This window comes from Bacillus sp. 5w2, from assembly GCF_054353775.1.
The window spans coordinates 117,164-133,483 of the sequence record NZ_JBTIWT010000010.1; the positions used below are offsets into that span (position 1 = coordinate 117,164).

A 16,320-nucleotide genomic window follows, 5' to 3' on the forward strand; every position below is an offset into this window, starting at 1 on the left:
ACATTATTTCGGCTGTAAAGTTAACACTTTCCCTTCTATCCCATTCGTATTCAATGTAGTCGTATGATACGTTCCATTTACCCAATCATCTATTTGATCATGATACCAATCACTTCTAAAATGTCCTGATTGTCCTGGCCCTACGATATGATAACCGTTTGACATATCTTTCGTATCAATCACGAATCGCCAAGATGCACCGTGGTTTACAATACCGTTATCTCCGTAACTCGCTGCTTGAACGGTAACTTGACTTCCGCCAATTGGAACTGGTTTTTCACGATTAAATGCAAGTAGTGCTAACATACTAGATGATTTTGAAATTGGATGTGTAAAAGCAAGCTGATGGTAGTCGCCCCACTTCCACTCCGCAACATCGGGTCCATATTCCTTCTGTAATTTCTTCATTACATTCTCGTACGATGTATGCACAACTTTCGTGAAACCTCCGTACTTCGTAAACCAAGCGCTATTTTCTCCCGCTACTTCTTTTCGAATCAATTCGTCAACAACTTGTGACTTCCCTTCAAATAACTCCATCACATCTTTCGGTATTTCTTTTGAAAATAACGTATTTGAGATCTCTTTCATTAACAAATGGAATAGTAATGGTGCCGCTTCATCTTTACTATCGTAAAAATTCCACTTTGTTAATTGTTTTACGCCTTCTTTCTCTACTTCATTTAAAGATGCTTTATTTAACTCTTTTAAAAATATAGGAGCAAACTCTTTCCCATATAAATTTTTTTGATCCATCTGTAAATTTTCTAAATCTTTCACCGTATACTTTTCCTTCTCTTGTAAAAACTCTTGAATACGCATTTGCCTATATGGCTGCGCCCATGTATTACTAATATGGTACGGATAATTATCATCAACAATTTTATTATTCGCAGTTGAAATAAACCCTTGTTTTGGATTTATTACTTTTGGAAGCTGATCAAACGGGATATACCCTTCCCATTCATATTCATCTGTCCATCCCGGCACTGGTAAACTACCATCTCCTTTTTTACGCACTGGTATATTTCCATTCGCTTTATAAGCAATTGTGCCGTCGTTTGATGCAAACACAAAGTTTTGAGTTGGTGTATGAAAATCTTGAAGTGCAGTTTCAAACTCATTCCAATCTTTCGCCTTATTCATATTTAATACAGCCTTTAATTCAGCGGACGGTTCCAAAGCAGTCCATTTCAAAGCGAATACTGTTTTCGTTTTCTCTTTCCCTTTATCCGCAAACTCTGAAATAACTGGCCCATGCCTCGTAACCGTAACGTTATACGGAATTGTTTTCCCGCCTTTTACTTTAATAGATTCATCAACAACGGTAGCTTTTTCCCACTTATCGTTATACAGAAATTCATTTTCATTATTAGGATTTCGCTTCTCAATATATAAATCTTGCACATCAGGACCTGTATTCGTAACGCCCCATGCTATTTTGTCATTGTGTCCTAATATAACGCCTGGTACTCCAGCGAAAATAACGCCACTCACATGCAAATCTTTCATTTCAAGTTTTGATTGATACCAAATAGAAGGCGTCGCAAGAGATAAATGAGGATCATCTGCTAAAATTGGCTTACCAGACGTACTCTTCTCACCGCTTATAACCCAGTTATTACTTCCATTAAACTCTGGTGGAATGATCGTTTTTGCAAATCTTTGTGCTACATTCACATTTGTATTTTCCAGTTCAGCTAGCAATCTAGGCGCATCTTTCGGATATGTAGGAAATAGCTCATTTGCTTGCTCTTTCGGTAGATTTTTCAGCGCCCAATATCGAAACGCCTGTCCGTGCCAATGTCCTCCTAAATCAAACGCCATATACTTTCCAATCGTCAAAGAATCCACGATTGACCATTCAGCAGGCTCATAGCCTAATACAGTAAACTCAACTGGCAATTTCTTTTCCTCTTTTGCCTCGCGTATAAAAGCGTTCACCCCATCAGCAAATGACTGCAGGGCATACTTCGCGTCTCCTTCATATTGACTAACAGACGCTTCTGCCGCGCGCCGTAAACCGAGCGTTCGAAACAACTTATCTCGATCAACTGCTGCTTCCCCTACAACTTCACTCAACATCCCAGAAGCTTGCCTCCTACTTAAATCCATTTGAAACAAACGATCTTGCGCTTGTACATACCCTTGCGAAAAATATAAATCATGTGCATTTTCCGCTTTAATATGCGGTACCCCTTTACTATCCCGCTTTACCTGAACAGCATGTTGTAAATCCTCTAGCTTAATCGTTCCATCTATCTTTGGCACAGATCTAAGCGTATATATGTTCAAAAAAATCGCTATACAAATAACTAACAAAAGAACGATGCTACTAGACCAAATAAAAATTTTCTTCCCTCTAGTTCGTTTCTTCTTTATGACGACTTCCATATAACCCCTCCTTTCTCAAACAATTCGCTTCTATTTAAGGAAGAACCTTTTAGAAAAGTTGAAAAACCCATACTTTCTCATACTATGGATCATACAAACTACATACATCTCCCTTTTGTACACCTTCCTTTCCCTCAAGGAAATCTACTTGCCCTTTCTTACACCAATTCCTCAAAATCCCCTTCACATAAGCCAGCGTTCTCTTATTCTGTTCAAACGCAATTTTAAGTGCCTCTAGTACTGTCTCTCCTGAAACTATTTGTATCCATTCCTTCAATTCCTTCACGATATATGGAGATAGATTACTTATATGTCGTTCGTAAAACTTATAAACTTCACTATGCGACGTATCTTCTTCTATCTCTTCCTCCTCAGCAACTTCTTGTAAACTACTATTATCCTCTTCTTTCGGCATACCAAAATGCTGCAATAACAATGGAATCTTCCATTCTTCTTCAAGACATGTACGTAAAAACATATGTATGAATTCTTTACTTTTTACAGTCTTTAGCTCACGTAACACACACTTCTCTACATTCGTATTTAAAATAGGGTTATAATGTAGCCAATTTATTATGTATAACTCTTTCGTTTCTGCATCGTATAAAATCTTTCCATATTCAACAAACCTATTTAACAGCTTTTCAACAGTTTCCATACTGTAACCTGTTTCCAGTTCTGCTAAACGTTTCGGTAATATGTAAATTCCACATTGCTTCGTTTTCGTACCAGTTAACAAATATATGTAAAAATAACGCTCCTCTGGCGTTAAATCTAATATGAATTCATCTTGCCAAAAGTTCACCTGCACATTACGGTACACGGCCATATGTTTACCTCCCCCTTGCAATCATAAAGTGAAACTTTAATCAGTGGGGTTTTGTTCCTCCCCCACTGATTATTAGTTGAACCAATCGGGCTTTTACGGGCAGTTGATCCCCCACCTAAGTTCTTTGCTTTTGCTGAATTTTGAGGTGGGGATCTTACTACCCGTTAATGCGGGATAAAAAGGCAGATTTTAATCCTTCAATATATAAATAAGACTGAGGGCTTAGTTTTTGCATTTGAATTCAAAATTTTTTTAACTACTACAACGACGGTTTTATTTTCTCGCGCCTTTTGTTCTTGTAGTTGTTTTTGTTTTGTATTGTTTTTTCTTAGTGATTTATTACTTGGTAGGTGCTTATAAGGGGCTTGGAAGGGGCTTGGAAGGGGCTTAATAGTGGCTAATATAAAAAGGAGCTGTTCCATTTGAATAGCTCCTTTAAAATCCTTATTACTTTTTCTTGTACCAGTACCAACTACTACATACAATTCATTTATTTCTGCATAGAGTCTAACATCTTCACTAAAAAGGCAGCTGCTTCACCACGAGTTGTTGTACCTTTAGGGTTAAACTCATTATTTCCAACACCTGTTACTACCTGTAAACTGTATAATCGTTGAACAGGCTGTTTGTATGTGATCAAATGTTGATCTGTAAATGGTAATGCGACTAATTCACCTGTAACGCCTTTATACTGTAATGCCTTGTCAATCATAACCGATGCTTCTTCACGAGTGATTGGGGCATTCGGGTCAAAAATACCCCCACCACGACCGCTAATAATTCCTGCACTTGCACTACGTTTCATACCATTATGAAGTGACGGATGCGCTTTGTTAATATCTACAAATGACTTATTTCCTTCTGGTAGCTTTAGAGCATTTGAGATTAATGTCGCAAACTCAGCTCTTGTTATATTTCGATAAGGCGCAAATACACCATTACCTTCCCCATGCATAATTCCTAGGCTGTTCAGCTTACGAATATGCCCTTCAAACCATTTACCTGTAATATCATCTTTTGGTTTTTGTACTTCTTTATTTGGCACATTGTAGTTTATCTTAATCCAGCTTGGGTTATAGAAAATCCACTCATCGTTACCTACTTTATACCAACCGTTTTTAACCGCTAACACTTTGTAACGGTCTCCTTTTGAAGCTTTACGAACGGTACGATGTTCCAGTCCTGCACCACTACGTACGTTTATACCGTCACCATTCACTACAAGTTCCATGTTAGGTTCAGCTGGATTATATTCATTTGAATCAAATAGCTCGTTTCTTTCTTGTAAAGGCGAATCAATTTGTGCGTTAACATTTGCATACCATTGAACACCTTGTACAAAGCCAGTCCAATTTCCACGAGAAATTAAAATATCAGGACAGTTTTTACCGCTCCATTGTTGGTGCCTGTAGATATGGTCTGCACTAATTCCTTCTTTGTTCATTAAATAACCTGCAAGTCGCTTTGCATTCTCTAATGCTTTATTGTAATCTCCATCTTGGTTAACTGAAATTTCGATACCGATAGACTCTCTATTTCCTGAGCCATCCCCATCTCCTGCATGCCAACCGTTTTCGTTTGTTGGTAAGTGCTGATAGATTTGTTTATCGTCTACAGTAAAATGCCATGAAGCTGTTCGGAACGTACCTTCCGTTGCTTGTTTATACAAATATTTCGCATGATTTTCAGCATTCGCACCGCGAGCTGTGTTTGCAGTCTCGTGAATTGTAATATATCGTGCTTTCATCGGATTAGCAGGGCGAATATCAGGGTTTTCTGCTGGAACAATCCACTCTACAAACGGTACACCTGCAAGTGTTCCATATTTCTTTGTAGTCATCGATGCACTATACTGAATAGCTCTTGGCTTTTCAACCGGCTTCATCTCGCGAGTAGAACCATCATTTCGACCGTCTACATGTTCAAATGCCTTTTCAATATTTGAAATCGCTTCTTCATCCGCTACTTGACCTTTTTTCGCTTCTTTCATTTTATTTAGTTCTTCTGTTTCAGAATGTTTATGCTTATATTCTTCCAAAAGTATTTTCTCGTTTTCTGATACTTCCGCTTCGTTAATTTGCATGTGATCTGGAGTTTCTAGATTGAAATCAGAATAACTTAATCCGTTCGTTCCACGTTCCCCTTGTGCGATACGAAGTTGATCAGTTTTACTCTCTTCTGCTGATATCGCTATAGGTGCGCTCCCTAACATTACTAAACTTGTTGATAGTGCAATTACTCTTTTTTTTATGATTGTATTCATTGCTGTAATCGATATCTACACTGTTCGTGCAGTATCTCAACCTCCCTTTATATTCTCATTAGTGAAAAACTATGAATCTACTATGTACTTTTAACAAAACTTTCATCACCTATGTATATTCACCCTTTTATACATACTTTCATTTTATCCCCAGCAGGTGAATGATAGTTTCTATAAAATTCCTTAACAGACATTATTTTATAACCAATTGCAATTGTCGTCAAAAGCACTTATCCCCCTTACACGCCACTGCTTCTCAAAAAATAGATTAGGATACCTTTTACTCATTTTCTTCAACTAGAAGGACCTTTACGTTTTTTCATAACTACTATGTATCTATTAATTAGATCCTGATTTAATGTAATTTCTCTATTTGAAAATACTTACATTTTTCAATTTTCCACTATAATATAGTTATCATCTTTTTACATTGAAAGGAGTTTTTATATGGAAGAAATTGCTCATATTTTACTCACTAATATTGATACATGAAATGAAGAAAACCAAAAAATTGTAAAGAAACTAGCTAGTAAGTTAAAATCTTTTGCTCATGCACCACTACATAAAAATCACTGCTGTTGAAATATTAAAACAAACAGTACGAGTTTATGAGATAATACGTTAAAGGGGATGAACGAATTGTTAGATACGATAGTTTATGATAAAGCCAAGTACCATTATCAAGGTGATTTTCCTGAGGACTTACCAATCGATCAAGCTTTTGTACATACTGGCATGTTTTTAGGATGGATAATTGAACGTAATTTATGTAGTCAAGAATTTGAAGAAGAGTCTCAAGACGAAATCAACCAGTTTAAACTTAGACAAATGACTAGCACAGAAATTTATATGAACTGGGATGGCGTTTTAGCAGACGACATGTTAAATGATGAGGGCAACCAATTCACAATGTACTACTTTAACCATGACGAGGACTGGAAATATATAAATGATTACAGTAATGTTTTTATAGATGAAGGCGAAACCCTCTACCATGTGCAAGATACTTGGGACAACTATTTTAAATTAAAAGAAGTTATTGATAATAGCTATAATTTTTGGAAAGACAACTTACAAAATAAATAAGTATAAAAAGTCGATTTCTTATGTTAATAAGGAATCGACTTTCTTAATAGTAAACTTAAATATTTTTTCATTCTAGCCTCTATTACAAATTCCCTTTAACGTTTTCGACAATCTCATTTATTGTATTTCGATCAAACTTATCACTAATTTCGTATGTATCACGATCTCTTACTAATTGCACCCCTACGATATCGTTGCGATCCTTACCATATTGCACTTCTATAATAGACCCACGCTCTATTTGCTTCCAAACGAGACCTGCTTCATCTTTATTATCTAAAATAATACAGTCCGCAATATTTTCATCAATCCCTACTAACTTGTTGTCATCTATAAACCCAACCTCGTATTGTTGACGTTCTTTCGCTTTACTGCTTACTAATATACCTTTGCTACCATATGAGTAATCCATATAATCCTTTTTCTCAGATTGTACCGCTTTCGTCTCTTGTACTTTAGTCTTTTCAGCAGTTCCACAACCTGTAATAAGAACGATTGGTATAACTACAGTTAATACTAATCTCGTAAATTTCTTTATCATTTGTAACCAATCCCATATATTTAATGTGAAACTCCATTTATTACTTTATTAAAGAATAACATGATACTAAGTAGACAAAACCAAAGATAACATATTATTTACATACTCACACTTTAATTAAGGACCAGGCCATTTAAACCTAGTCCTACATAACTTTATCTTTGCTTCACATACTGAATTGTATTGAATGAAGTCTCATTAAATAATCGCAAGTTTTCTCCATCATAATCTTGAACTTTATATGCTATTTTCTTTTTTTGAATTGTATCTTCTACACCGTCTACTAAACGTTTATTGAGATGTAAATAGATTGTAAAAGCTTCCTTATCATACTCCCAAGTGCCTTCAATATAATTCTTTTTATTTGGATACTCACCTTTACCATACGTTTCAAATGTCTTATCACCTTTTAGAATAAGTGACATAATGAAACCGTCTGTTCCTTTGAATCCCCAATTACCGATTAATTCCGTACCATCTTTCACATTCTTCATAACGTTATCCGTATTAATTCCAGCATTCTTATCTAACTCTTTCAAATCTTTCATAGATACTGTACCGTCACCGATTTTAATATCCCTTTCAAGATCTTTGAATGCCTTAAGCCAGTAAATATCTCCTTCTTTCACTAACTTTTCGGATTTCTCGATTAACTCTTTATCAGTCTTATCGCCTTTTTCTCTTTTTTCTTTTCGGGTGAATACTTCATTTATTAAAGAAAAAGACTCTCTAAAATAACCAATTGCTTTTTCAAAATCCTTTTGTTGATTTACATACTCTGCAGGGGGATCTATCGACTCGAATTTATCTAACATTTTATTTAATTCTTTCACACTATCTACTACATCTGATTTCTTTTTCTTACCGTCAAAAACCTCTCTTGTAATATTGTTATGCTCCGCAAACAACTTATCAAACTCTACCCCTAATGTATACACTTTATTAGGATAGTCTTCCTTTGAAACCTTTTCTTTCTTACTATTAGACTTCGATTCTTTTACTTTAGACTCTTCCGTTTTCTCCTGTTTAGAAGTGTTCGTTTTCTCAGACACTCCACAACCAAATAACAACATGACCGGAACTGCTACCCCTAGTAGTTTCTTTGCATTCATGACTGATTTCCCCTTTTACTTGAATAAATTACTCTTACTATAGCCATCCTCTTTTTTATCTTGTAATTAAAGTTACAATCGCAATAACTCCTAGAATCGGTCCCCAATATTCCATTTTTATAAAAAATAGTGAGTGTTTTTTGTTAAACATAACTTTTTCACCAGTTTCAGCATCTATATAAACTTTCCCATCTGGTTTATTAATATATTTACCCAAATACCAAGACATAACCCCTGATATAATAAACATTACCGCCATTGGCCAACTATGGTCTTGAAAATATGTAGCGTCTCCCGTTATAGATCCAAAGATAACCTTACCTAAAAGAGCATTAATAATTACAATAATTGCGACTAAAAAACCCCAACCAGACCAAATAATCATCTATTTCTCCTCCTAGAACATACAACTTTGTACTTTATTTTAATTTGAACTGCAAACGAAAACGTTCAAAAAACCGAATATTCAGACGTAAACAATTATATTTAGCCTACATTCGATTCTAACTTTAATGTTCTAAATGCAAATGAACCAGACATAATTTGTAATATTGTTGGAATAAGTAAAAAGAATAATGACATAAATAACATAACTATAGGAATCACAATCATACAAACTCCATAAACTTTATTATTAACCTTGTTTACTAAACACGATAAAATAAGCAACCCTATTTGAACCGTTAAAATAATAGAGTAATAAGCTAAAAGTTCGTAATCAAAACCTTCCATAATATTGAACGCTACAACTATTAATAGTATGGAAATAATCATTCCCAAAATGCCACCAATTAAACCTAGTACGAATTCAAGCGTTCTTTTCAATACTATCCTCCTTTTATGAGCCACTAACAACTTGTATATTTTTCCCATTCACCATCATACCAAATATTCATTGGAAAAACTATACAAATGTATTTTTTATTCTACTGTAATTTGCTCGTAACTATAGATAACTTATAACAGTTACAAAATCAAATCCTTCAAAATCACTAACCGAATTGTCATACTGAAAATTATAAATTAAAACAATAGAATTATAGGATTTCTTTACTTTAACTACTTCCTTAATTCGAGATAGTATTTTATCATCATATGAACATCCCGTTAATAACATAGAAATGTCATCACTTGCTTCTTCTAACACTTCCTTTTCAATAAAATCCTCATCTACATCAATCATCTCTATATTAAAATCAACAAAAAACCTTGCTGGTATAGCGTCTCCTTCTTCATCATACGTAACATCCATATATGTATCCAACTGATCTTGCGTTTTCATATTACCTAACCATATTGAAACCATTCCATGTACTTCCATTCATAGCGTCCTCCATTATGAATATATATTCTCATTCAACTTACGCTTTACATACTCTGCAATTTCCATCTCTCCTCTTTCAACAGCAAACGTATAAGCATCCATTTCTTTCATATTATTACCAGAATATTTTATCGTTATATCTATCCCATTCATAACTAGCAATTTAACAATTTCAAAATGCCCACTATATATGGCAGCAAACAGAGGATTTCGATCCGGCTCACTAGTATCCATTTCAACTTGATGTTTAATAAAGTACTCTGCAATATGTAAATGCCCTTTTGTAGCTGCTCTTTCAAGTGCATTTGTAGAAAAAGTCCCACACTTTGCATGAATATCTATCCCTGAATGGATTAAATACTCTATTATTTCTAAATTCCCATAGGTCGTCGCTACATGTAACCACGTACCAAATGGTGTGACATACGATAACATTTCTGGATTTTTGCCAAGCAAATCTCTTAACGTTTCCAATTGACCACTTTTTACAGACTCTCTAATCTTTTTCGCAAATTGAATCTTATCCATATTTTTACCGCCCACTTTTTTCTATATTATACCACCTTCTCAATAGGCTCTGTTTTCATTTACAATAAAATGCAATTTATTGTATTCAAAAATCAAACCAAGTTTCGATACCTTTAGAAAGTGGACATACCTCTTGAATACAATTAGTATTAACATTAGAAATATGAAAGACTGAAAAAGGCTCTTACATGAAGGAAGGAAGTGCACAGCTATGGATTTTAAAACAGTTATGCAAGAACTTGAAGCTCTAGGTAAGGAACGAACGAAAAAAATATACATATCTAACGGCGCCCACGAGCCAGTTTTTGGCGTAGCTACAGGTGCCATGAAACCAATCGCTAAAAAAATAAAATTAAATCAAGAATTAGCTGAAGAACTTTATGCCACAGGCAACTACGATGCTATGTACTTTGCAGGCATTATTGCCGACCCAAAAGCTATGAGTGAATCGGATTTTAATCGTTGGATAGATGGAGCTTATTTTTATATGCTATCTGATTATGTAGTAGCAGTAACTTTATCGGAGTCAAATATTGCACAAGACGTTGCTGATACATGGATTGCAAGTGGGGACGAGCCTAAAATGTCTGCAGGCTGGAGTTGCTACTGTTGGCTTTTAGGAAATCGCAAAGACAATGAGTTTTCCGAAAGTAAAATTTCCGATATGCTTGAAATGGTGAAAGATACAATTCATCATTCGCCAGAACGAACAAAATCCGCTATGAATAATTTCCTAAACACAGTGGCAATTTCATATGTACCACTACACGAAAAAGCAGTCGAAATTGCAAAAGAAGTTGGTATAGTTGAAGTCAAACGTGATAATAAAAAAAGCAGTTTGCTACATGCTACAGAAAGTATTCAGAAAGAACTTGATAGAGGAAGACTAGGTTTCAAACGTAAGTATGTAAGATGTTAAACAAATTCGTATCTGGGTGTCAATTCGAGAAAGATTGACACCTTTTTCATTTAGGTTATATAATCTCCACATTTACTTTTAACTTATATTAAAAAATAATATCCTGATAACCTACTTCCATTATCTTTTCATTTAATAAACGAACTCCTACACCATTTTCTATATCCCACGTACAATTAAATGTAATTCCAACCTCTCGTCCGTCCGTAATATCTGCATACGGAACAACAATACCATCTAAACTGATCATCTCTAGTATTTGATCAGTTGTTTCAACTAATGGATAATTTTCTCGCACTCCAATACCATATCCTAATTCACATCGCCTTTGTTTGTAATAGTCTAATATAGACTGTAATAAACTTATTTGTACCTCTTCCCAATTTTTTATTAATGATTGATACGCTACATACTGCCCTTCATCAAACATCCCATCTTCTTCACCATCTATCATCAAATCAATCTCAGTTACATTGCCTATAAAAGTTATAGGCATACACTTAGCCCAAGCATAATTATATTCAATCTCTCCAAAAACTGAATCGTTCACTCTCATTTATCCGTCATTCCTCTCGCACTTATTACTAAGGTGTCCCTGCTTATTGTTAACTCCCATCAACATTTAACATTTGAAATATTCTTTCAAAAACTTATAAAACGTTGGCCAACTCTCCTTTAATTCTCCATTTAAAAGTAATTCATCTCCACCTTCAAAATTCACTGAGTAAACTTTATCAGTTACACTATCAAGGACCAATGCAGCATTTGCTGTCATTTCCGTTAATACTAAATACTTATTAGGAAATCCATGTTCCTTTCGAGCAATAATTGTGTAGTATTCAATATTATTCTCTTCATCTATAATATCAAGTAGTTCATAAGGAACGTGCTCTTCCCAAAATGGTCCTGCAAATCGATAATAAAACTCTCTAAATGTATTAGACACTTTTACACCTAATCTATTCATTACTTCATTCACCTGATCTTTATCTTCCCGTTTATATATATCTTCTTCCAAAACTTCTTCTAAACGATTTGGCAAAGCATGCATTTGTATCCCTCCTTTACAAGGTTTATCTATGTGTTTATGAAATGAATTTGCAGCTCCCTGCAAACTACCTGTACGGCATAGAACCAATAAATGTAACCTCTAAACCATCAAACATATCTTCTCTTTTCGCTTCATTATATTTAAAATCATAAAGAACAATAGCAAAGTTAATATCGTTCGCTAAACTATCTCCATTTACTAGCTTTTTTATTTTAGGAATAATTCGTTCACTATAAGAAAAATCACTTAAAATATGTTCAACTTCCCTTTTATTATTCTCATAAAAACAAATTTCAATATTATCTTCATCAAAATAACCGAATTCAAAGCTCGTCCCAAACTTTGAATGAACTGAATCACCATCTATCGTGTAATCTATATCGACATAATCCTCAAGATTTTGGAGTGATTTAGAAATTCCAAACCAAACTGAAACCATTCCACTATATTCCACTTTCCCACCCCATCTAGCCGGTCTATAATTCATATAAACATTCTTCACTTTACTATTTTTGTAACCTCAAACTAGAAATTAACTCATTTAAACTATTCGAAACCTCTGTAAACGACCCGCGTTCAAATTCCTTCAATTGAGTCTTTCCACTTACATTATTTAAAACAACTAGTGAACCATTTCCTTCTACCCTTATCTAGTCCCTTAATAACTCGTAATTAAGTCTTCGCCTTCATATCTAGGGTCTTTCTCAACTTTACCATCTTTTGTTTTTATGACTTTTAGTCTACCTAACCACTCTGCTCCGTTATATGTCTCTTCACTTACCCATACATTATGCTTTTTACTGTCTACCTCAACTACTAAGGTTGGATGTGTAAACATGAATTCCTTCTCTACATGCCTACCTACAATTTCTGCATGTAATGATGTACCTTCTTCAACTAGTTTACTATTTTGATACCCTTCGATAATAGGTAATCCAATAAATACAAAGAATATCAGCCCAAATACGGTCACTTTCTTCTTTGTACTCCATTTATTCTTTTCTTTCAATTCCTTCTGTCTCGCTTCTCTTTCTTCGCGTTCATCCAAACTCTCATTTAAAGCGTCTTCCCATGCCTTAATTTCCGCTTCGATTTCTGCTTCAGCTCTTGCTAATTTTTCTAGTTGTTCATCGGTTGCTACCATCTCATATGAGTTATCTCCAACCACACGAATTTCAGCACCATTTTCTTTTACTTTCCGCAAGTCTTTTTCTGTACAATCAAACTCTCGAATGATTTCCCCTTGTGTGTTTACAAGTCTAACGTAAATGTTTTTTTCTCCTTCTTCTTAAACATCTAAACTCCCCCTTATTTGTTTCCTATCATAGATAACCCTACTGCAATTAAGAGAAAGAAAACGATAATAAGGAAAGTCTTCCCTTTGCTTAATTGTGTTGTACAACCTTCCAAGACAGCCCATATAAGAATTGGAAAAAGAAGAATACCTAGGAGAATATCGACCAACTTGTTGCTACTCTTCTTTAGTGGTTTTTCTTCTTCTACTATCGGTTTTATCCGAACAGCTTCTTTTCTTATTTGTTTCGGCTTCTTTTTCTTGCGTCTATGATTCACCCAACATACCCCTTTTAGAATAACTTTTTACAACTATAAAAATACCATCTATTATTATCTACACTTATTCACTAAAACTCCCTATTTCTTCTGTCCAAAAACATCCTTCCGTTAAAGCAACTGCATCAATTTTTCGAAGTGCATTAGAAATCCACTCCACCAAACCTTTAGGTATATTTTTTTCAATATAAGCCTTTCTTCCATTGGCAGCCTTTACTTCTTTTATAAATTCCACATAGACAAGTAAAGATTCTGCAAACTTCTCTATCGTACTATTTATAAGAACGACTTTATTTTCATTGTCATAATCTATATATACGAGTTGTGATTTAGATTCATCAATACAGATTGGATTTCCACTACCAGTAAATCCAAAGTATATAAACTTATCATACATCGTACCTAATTCATTTTGTATCTCGCTCAACCTTATCCCGCCACCGTTATCCGCAGATTCAAATGTAAGAAATGGAGGAGCAGACTCCGGAAAACCTGCTTTAATTAAAAAGTATTTCGTTTCTTTCGAGAAGGAAAACGAGTGAATGATTTTTTCATTATAATGAATTAAACCGTATATTTCTTCATTCCAATTCACTAAAAAATCTTGTGGTGAGATCATTTTATCCTCCTGCATATCATATTATTATCTCTGCTCCATTTTTAAATTACTTATCAACTCAACTAGGGAATTAGAAAGAAACTCTTTTTCTTCTGTTTCAAAGTTTTCTATTAATACTTCTCCTGTTTCATTGTCAAAAATGATAGCCCTATCTTCCGGAGAGACAAATCCTATCTGTATATACCTAAATTCTCTCCCTTCACTCTCCTCATACCGTTTCATTATTTGAATAAATTCTACTATAGATTTATTCGGTTCCACAGGTTCAAGGACAACTAATTTTGTACCGTAAAAGCCTTGTATGTCTAAGAACCAATAAGAATTAAAGTATTCTTTTATCGCATCGTGAATATTTACACTCAGTTCTTTCTCAATTTCTATAAAATTATCTATATTATTTTTCTCAAGAGGTTTCCAATATACATATCCTTCTTCATCTGGATTACTTAAATATAATAAAGAATCCACTTCTGCATCCCACGGTACTTTAGGATACGTTCCATATTTTTTCTCCCATACATTCATAAGTGCTTTAAAATACCGATCTAACGCTTTTTTTATTTCCATGTTTTCCCCTTCCCAATAACACCTAATAGGATTTCATTTCCTACTGAATTATTAATATTTGAAAAATAATTGGATTTCATATCCCACCTTCATACTAATAGTAAAGTTATATAGCGATTCTTATTACTTTTCCACTATAAATCTCTTCAATCGATCCTGCCTTATTTACACGTATTCTCTCGATTAAAGTCAAATGCTGCTTCAACACCATTTTTTAGTAATTTTTGTAATAACGTATCTAATCCTGCTTCGTAATAACATTGGATTTCTTCTTTATATAACGGTAATAGGGTATGAAAATAAACCGACCAGTCACCCTCTATTCTTTTACCATCTTCATGAAATTCCATTTTGAATGCCCCTGAACACTGTGGAATTGGTGGTACAATCATAACACCAGAAAATTCCGTCTCTTTACTATATGGATGAATTGACGCATTGCAATCTTCCTTACCTTCATCTAATTGATTCGGAAATATAAGCCATTGCTCTAATCCATATTCCCTTGTCGTTTCTCCAAATTCTTGTAAAAGACGCAAAGGCCAACTGTATTTCGAACTCGCCAAAGCGGTTAATGAAACATCCCAATCCTTCGGTAGATGCATGACAAGTTCTGAATAACCACTATCTACACTTGATGGAGCTGGCATACGGAAATAGCTATTCCGATATGTTACTACTGTATGGTAATCAACTATTTTATTTGGTCCAACATCATATAATTCTACATCGGTAATCCTTTTTGTATTTGCTTCTATATGATTCGTAATCAGTCCATAATGCTGCTGAATATGTGATTTAAAATCTTCTATTGAGGTTGGACGTATCACTGGGTTAGTTTCTATTTTTTGTTCATGATTTTTCTCATCGGATTCCCATACTAATTGAAAATTAAACCCCTTTAGTTCACTTTCCACAACACAATCTTTAAATTCATCTGATACAAATGTTTGTACAGATACAATTGGAAAATCTCCGTATTTATGCTTTGTGTTCATTGTACAAAAAATATGTTCTCCTTTAATTTCATCTGCAATAAAAGCAAATTTATCGAATCCACCAAAATCATCAGGTTTTGCATTTTTATAATCAATACATGCCAATATGTTTAATACATGTATTGCATAGCATTCGTATACTTCATGAACAAGCGGAAGAACTTCAACTTTCCCTTTTATTAAATCAAATACTACTTCTATCGCTGCTTTTGTAAAAACAAGTGGTATTTCACTTAATAAATCAGATACTTCTCCTTTATTTGATAATTTCATTTGCAATGGATTCCACGTATTAATTACTGATTGACCTTGAAAATAGTTATTAAAAATTTCTTGTCCTTCTTCATTCTCACACTCTAATTGATCAAACTGCGAATCTCCAATAATTTTCCATATTTTCATTATACTCCGCCTTTTACTCTATATAAAATACACATTTTCCCTGTCAACAACCATTTCTCATCTATTTTATCCTTTAATGCTTTTTATCGCCCACTGCTTATATGTATTTTTTATC

20 protein-coding genes and 1 pseudogene are annotated in these 16,320 nt (G+C 34.2%); 2 read left to right on the forward strand and 19 right to left on the reverse strand.

What is annotated here, in order from left to right; all coding sequences use genetic code 11:
• Window positions 1–3: 3 nt before the first annotated feature.
• The 4 genes from ACXY7N_RS17600 to ACXY7N_RS17615 form a co-directional block, all read right to left on the reverse strand.
• Entirely contained in the window at window positions 4–2,394 is a 2,391-nt protein-coding gene (locus tag ACXY7N_RS17600; protein ID WP_353811145.1) for a penicillin acylase family protein, read from the reverse strand.
• 82 nt (window positions 2,395–2,476) lie between these two features.
• Window positions 2,477–3,223, reverse strand: coding sequence for a DnaD domain-containing protein (locus ACXY7N_RS17605; RefSeq protein ID WP_353811144.1), 747 nt, complete (start codon window positions 3,221–3,223; stop codon window positions 2,477–2,479).
• Window positions 3,224–3,420: 197 nt separating this feature from the next.
• Window positions 3,421–3,645, reverse strand: a complete 225-nt coding sequence (locus ACXY7N_RS17610) for a hypothetical protein (protein WP_488592524.1) — start codon at window positions 3,643–3,645, stop codon at window positions 3,421–3,423.
• Between the two features lie 68 nt (window positions 3,646–3,713).
• On the reverse strand, window positions 3,714–5,486 hold the full coding sequence (locus ACXY7N_RS17615; protein WP_353811143.1) for an S-layer homology domain-containing protein: 1,773 nt from the start codon (window positions 5,484–5,486) through the stop codon (window positions 3,714–3,716).
• 639 nt (window positions 5,487–6,125) lie between these two features.
• On the opposite strand from ACXY7N_RS17615, the gene ACXY7N_RS17620 reads away from it, so the two are divergent.
• Window positions 6,126–6,572, forward strand: coding sequence for a DUF7832 domain-containing protein (locus ACXY7N_RS17620; RefSeq protein ID WP_016087173.1), 447 nt, complete (start codon window positions 6,126–6,128; stop codon window positions 6,570–6,572).
• An 82-nt stretch (window positions 6,573–6,654) separates the two neighbouring features.
• On the opposite strand, the gene ACXY7N_RS17625 is transcribed toward ACXY7N_RS17620, so the two are convergent.
• From ACXY7N_RS17625 to ACXY7N_RS17650, 6 genes are all read right to left on the reverse strand, one after another.
• Window positions 6,655–7,113: a hypothetical protein gene (locus tag ACXY7N_RS17625; protein ID WP_016134921.1), complete on the reverse strand. Its 459-nt coding sequence runs from the start codon at window positions 7,111–7,113 to the stop codon at window positions 6,655–6,657.
• A gap of 155 nt (window positions 7,114–7,268) precedes the next feature.
• Window positions 7,269–8,225 (reverse strand): DUF3994 domain-containing protein, encoded by a 957-nt coding sequence (locus ACXY7N_RS17630; RefSeq protein WP_016134922.1) that lies wholly within the window; start codon window positions 8,223–8,225, stop codon window positions 7,269–7,271.
• A gap of 55 nt (window positions 8,226–8,280) precedes the next feature.
• Window positions 8,281–8,610, reverse strand: coding sequence for a hypothetical protein (locus ACXY7N_RS17635; protein ID WP_016087170.1), 330 nt, complete (start codon window positions 8,608–8,610; stop codon window positions 8,281–8,283).
• A 101-nt stretch (window positions 8,611–8,711) separates the two neighbouring features.
• Window positions 8,712–9,050, reverse strand: a complete 339-nt coding sequence (locus tag ACXY7N_RS17640; RefSeq protein ID WP_098986321.1) for a DUF4064 domain-containing protein — start codon at window positions 9,048–9,050, stop codon at window positions 8,712–8,714.
• A 121-nt stretch (window positions 9,051–9,171) separates the two neighbouring features.
• Window positions 9,172–9,546 carry an immunity 22 family protein gene (locus ACXY7N_RS17645; protein ID WP_016087168.1) on the reverse strand — a complete coding sequence of 125 codons (375 nt, stop codon included), beginning with the start codon at window positions 9,544–9,546 and terminating at the stop codon, window positions 9,172–9,174.
• Between the two features lie 15 nt (window positions 9,547–9,561).
• Window positions 9,562–10,077: an ankyrin repeat domain-containing protein gene (locus ACXY7N_RS17650; protein ID WP_488592525.1), complete on the reverse strand. Its 516-nt coding sequence runs from the start codon at window positions 10,075–10,077 to the stop codon at window positions 9,562–9,564.
• A 211-nt stretch (window positions 10,078–10,288) separates the two neighbouring features.
• Between ACXY7N_RS17650 and ACXY7N_RS17655 the strand changes: the two genes are divergently transcribed.
• Complete coding sequence (locus ACXY7N_RS17655) at window positions 10,289–10,996, forward strand: DNA alkylation repair protein (RefSeq protein WP_488592526.1); 708 nt, start codon at window positions 10,289–10,291, stop codon at window positions 10,994–10,996.
• An 88-nt stretch (window positions 10,997–11,084) separates the two neighbouring features.
• On the opposite strand, the gene ACXY7N_RS17660 is transcribed toward ACXY7N_RS17655, so the two are convergent.
• The 9 genes and pseudogenes from ACXY7N_RS17660 to ACXY7N_RS17700 form a co-directional block, all read right to left on the reverse strand.
• Window positions 11,085–11,552 (reverse strand): DUF6985 domain-containing protein, encoded by a 468-nt coding sequence (locus ACXY7N_RS17660; protein WP_048566062.1) that lies wholly within the window; start codon window positions 11,550–11,552, stop codon window positions 11,085–11,087.
• A 66-nt stretch (window positions 11,553–11,618) separates the two neighbouring features.
• The gene (locus ACXY7N_RS17665; protein ID WP_048566061.1) at window positions 11,619–12,047 is read right to left on the reverse strand and encodes an SMI1/KNR4 family protein; all 429 of its coding nucleotides are present in this window, start codon (window positions 12,045–12,047) and stop codon (window positions 11,619–11,621) included.
• A 64-nt stretch (window positions 12,048–12,111) separates the two neighbouring features.
• A complete protein-coding gene (locus tag ACXY7N_RS17670) occupies window positions 12,112–12,534 on the reverse strand; it encodes an immunity 22 family protein (RefSeq protein WP_048566060.1) in 423 nt (140 codons plus the stop codon).
• Between the two features lie 19 nt (window positions 12,535–12,553).
• Window positions 12,554–12,697, reverse strand: a pseudogene (locus ACXY7N_RS17675) (SecY-interacting protein Syd); the annotation flags it as partial.
• A gap of 8 nt (window positions 12,698–12,705) precedes the next feature.
• A complete protein-coding gene (locus ACXY7N_RS17680) occupies window positions 12,706–13,251 on the reverse strand; it encodes a hypothetical protein (RefSeq protein ID WP_016134927.1) in 546 nt (181 codons plus the stop codon).
• 104 nt (window positions 13,252–13,355) lie between these two features.
• On the reverse strand, window positions 13,356–13,619 hold the full coding sequence (locus tag ACXY7N_RS17685; RefSeq protein WP_001016550.1) for a hypothetical protein: 264 nt from the start codon (window positions 13,617–13,619) through the stop codon (window positions 13,356–13,358).
• A 64-nt stretch (window positions 13,620–13,683) separates the two neighbouring features.
• Window positions 13,684–14,238, reverse strand: coding sequence for an SUKH-4 family immunity protein (locus ACXY7N_RS17690; protein ID WP_488592527.1), 555 nt, complete (start codon window positions 14,236–14,238; stop codon window positions 13,684–13,686).
• Between the two features lie 24 nt (window positions 14,239–14,262).
• Complete coding sequence (locus ACXY7N_RS17695) at window positions 14,263–14,805, reverse strand: SecY-interacting protein Syd (RefSeq protein ID WP_048566058.1); 543 nt, start codon at window positions 14,803–14,805, stop codon at window positions 14,263–14,265.
• A 161-nt stretch (window positions 14,806–14,966) separates the two neighbouring features.
• On the reverse strand, window positions 14,967–16,205 hold the full coding sequence (locus ACXY7N_RS17700; protein WP_098209241.1) for a suppressor of fused domain protein: 1,239 nt from the start codon (window positions 16,203–16,205) through the stop codon (window positions 14,967–14,969).
• Window positions 16,206–16,320 lie beyond the last annotated feature (115 nt).

Bases quoted from the DNA above. Each gene is read 5' to 3' on its own strand.
- ACXY7N_RS17605 (WP_353811144.1), bottom strand. From the start codon at position 3,223: ATGGCCGTGTACCGTAATGTGCAGGTGAACTTTTGGCAAGATGAATTC.
- ACXY7N_RS17600 (WP_353811145.1), bottom strand. From the start codon at position 2,394: ATGGAAGTCGTCATAAAGAAGAAACGAACTAGAGGGAAGAAAATTTTT.
- ACXY7N_RS17700 (WP_098209241.1), bottom strand. From the start codon at position 16,205: ATGAAAATATGGAAAATTATTGGAGATTCGCAGTTTGATCAATTAGAG.
- ACXY7N_RS17655 (WP_488592526.1), top strand. From the start codon at position 10,289: ATGGATTTTAAAACAGTTATGCAAGAACTTGAAGCTCTAGGTAAGGAA.
- ACXY7N_RS17650 (WP_488592525.1), bottom strand. From the start codon at position 10,077: ATGGATAAGATTCAATTTGCGAAAAAGATTAGAGAGTCTGTAAAAAGT.
- ACXY7N_RS17665 (WP_048566061.1), bottom strand. From the start codon at position 12,047: ATGCATGCTTTGCCAAATCGTTTAGAAGAAGTTTTGGAAGAAGATATA.
- ACXY7N_RS17695 (WP_048566058.1), bottom strand. From the start codon at position 14,805: ATGGAAATAAAAAAAGCGTTAGATCGGTATTTTAAAGCACTTATGAAT.
- ACXY7N_RS17625 (WP_016134921.1), bottom strand. From the start codon at position 7,113: ATGATAAAGAAATTTACGAGATTAGTATTAACTGTAGTTATACCAATC.
- ACXY7N_RS17630 (WP_016134922.1), bottom strand. From the start codon at position 8,225: ATGAATGCAAAGAAACTACTAGGGGTAGCAGTTCCGGTCATGTTGTTA.
- ACXY7N_RS17615 (WP_353811143.1), bottom strand. From the start codon at position 5,486: ATGAATACAATCATAAAAAAAAGAGTAATTGCACTATCAACAAGTTTA.
- ACXY7N_RS17690 (WP_488592527.1), bottom strand. From the start codon at position 14,238: ATGATCTCACCACAAGATTTTTTAGTGAATTGGAATGAAGAAATATAC.
- ACXY7N_RS17670 (WP_048566060.1), bottom strand. From the start codon at position 12,534: ATGAATTATAGACCGGCTAGATGGGGTGGGAAAGTGGAATATAGTGGA.
- ACXY7N_RS17635 (WP_016087170.1), bottom strand. From the start codon at position 8,610: ATGATTATTTGGTCTGGTTGGGGTTTTTTAGTCGCAATTATTGTAATT.
- ACXY7N_RS17645 (WP_016087168.1), bottom strand. From the start codon at position 9,546: ATGGAAGTACATGGAATGGTTTCAATATGGTTAGGTAATATGAAAACG.
- ACXY7N_RS17610 (WP_488592524.1), bottom strand. From the start codon at position 3,645: ATGGAACAGCTCCTTTTTATATTAGCCACTATTAAGCCCCTTCCAAGC.
- ACXY7N_RS17660 (WP_048566062.1), bottom strand. From the start codon at position 11,552: ATGAGAGTGAACGATTCAGTTTTTGGAGAGATTGAATATAATTATGCT.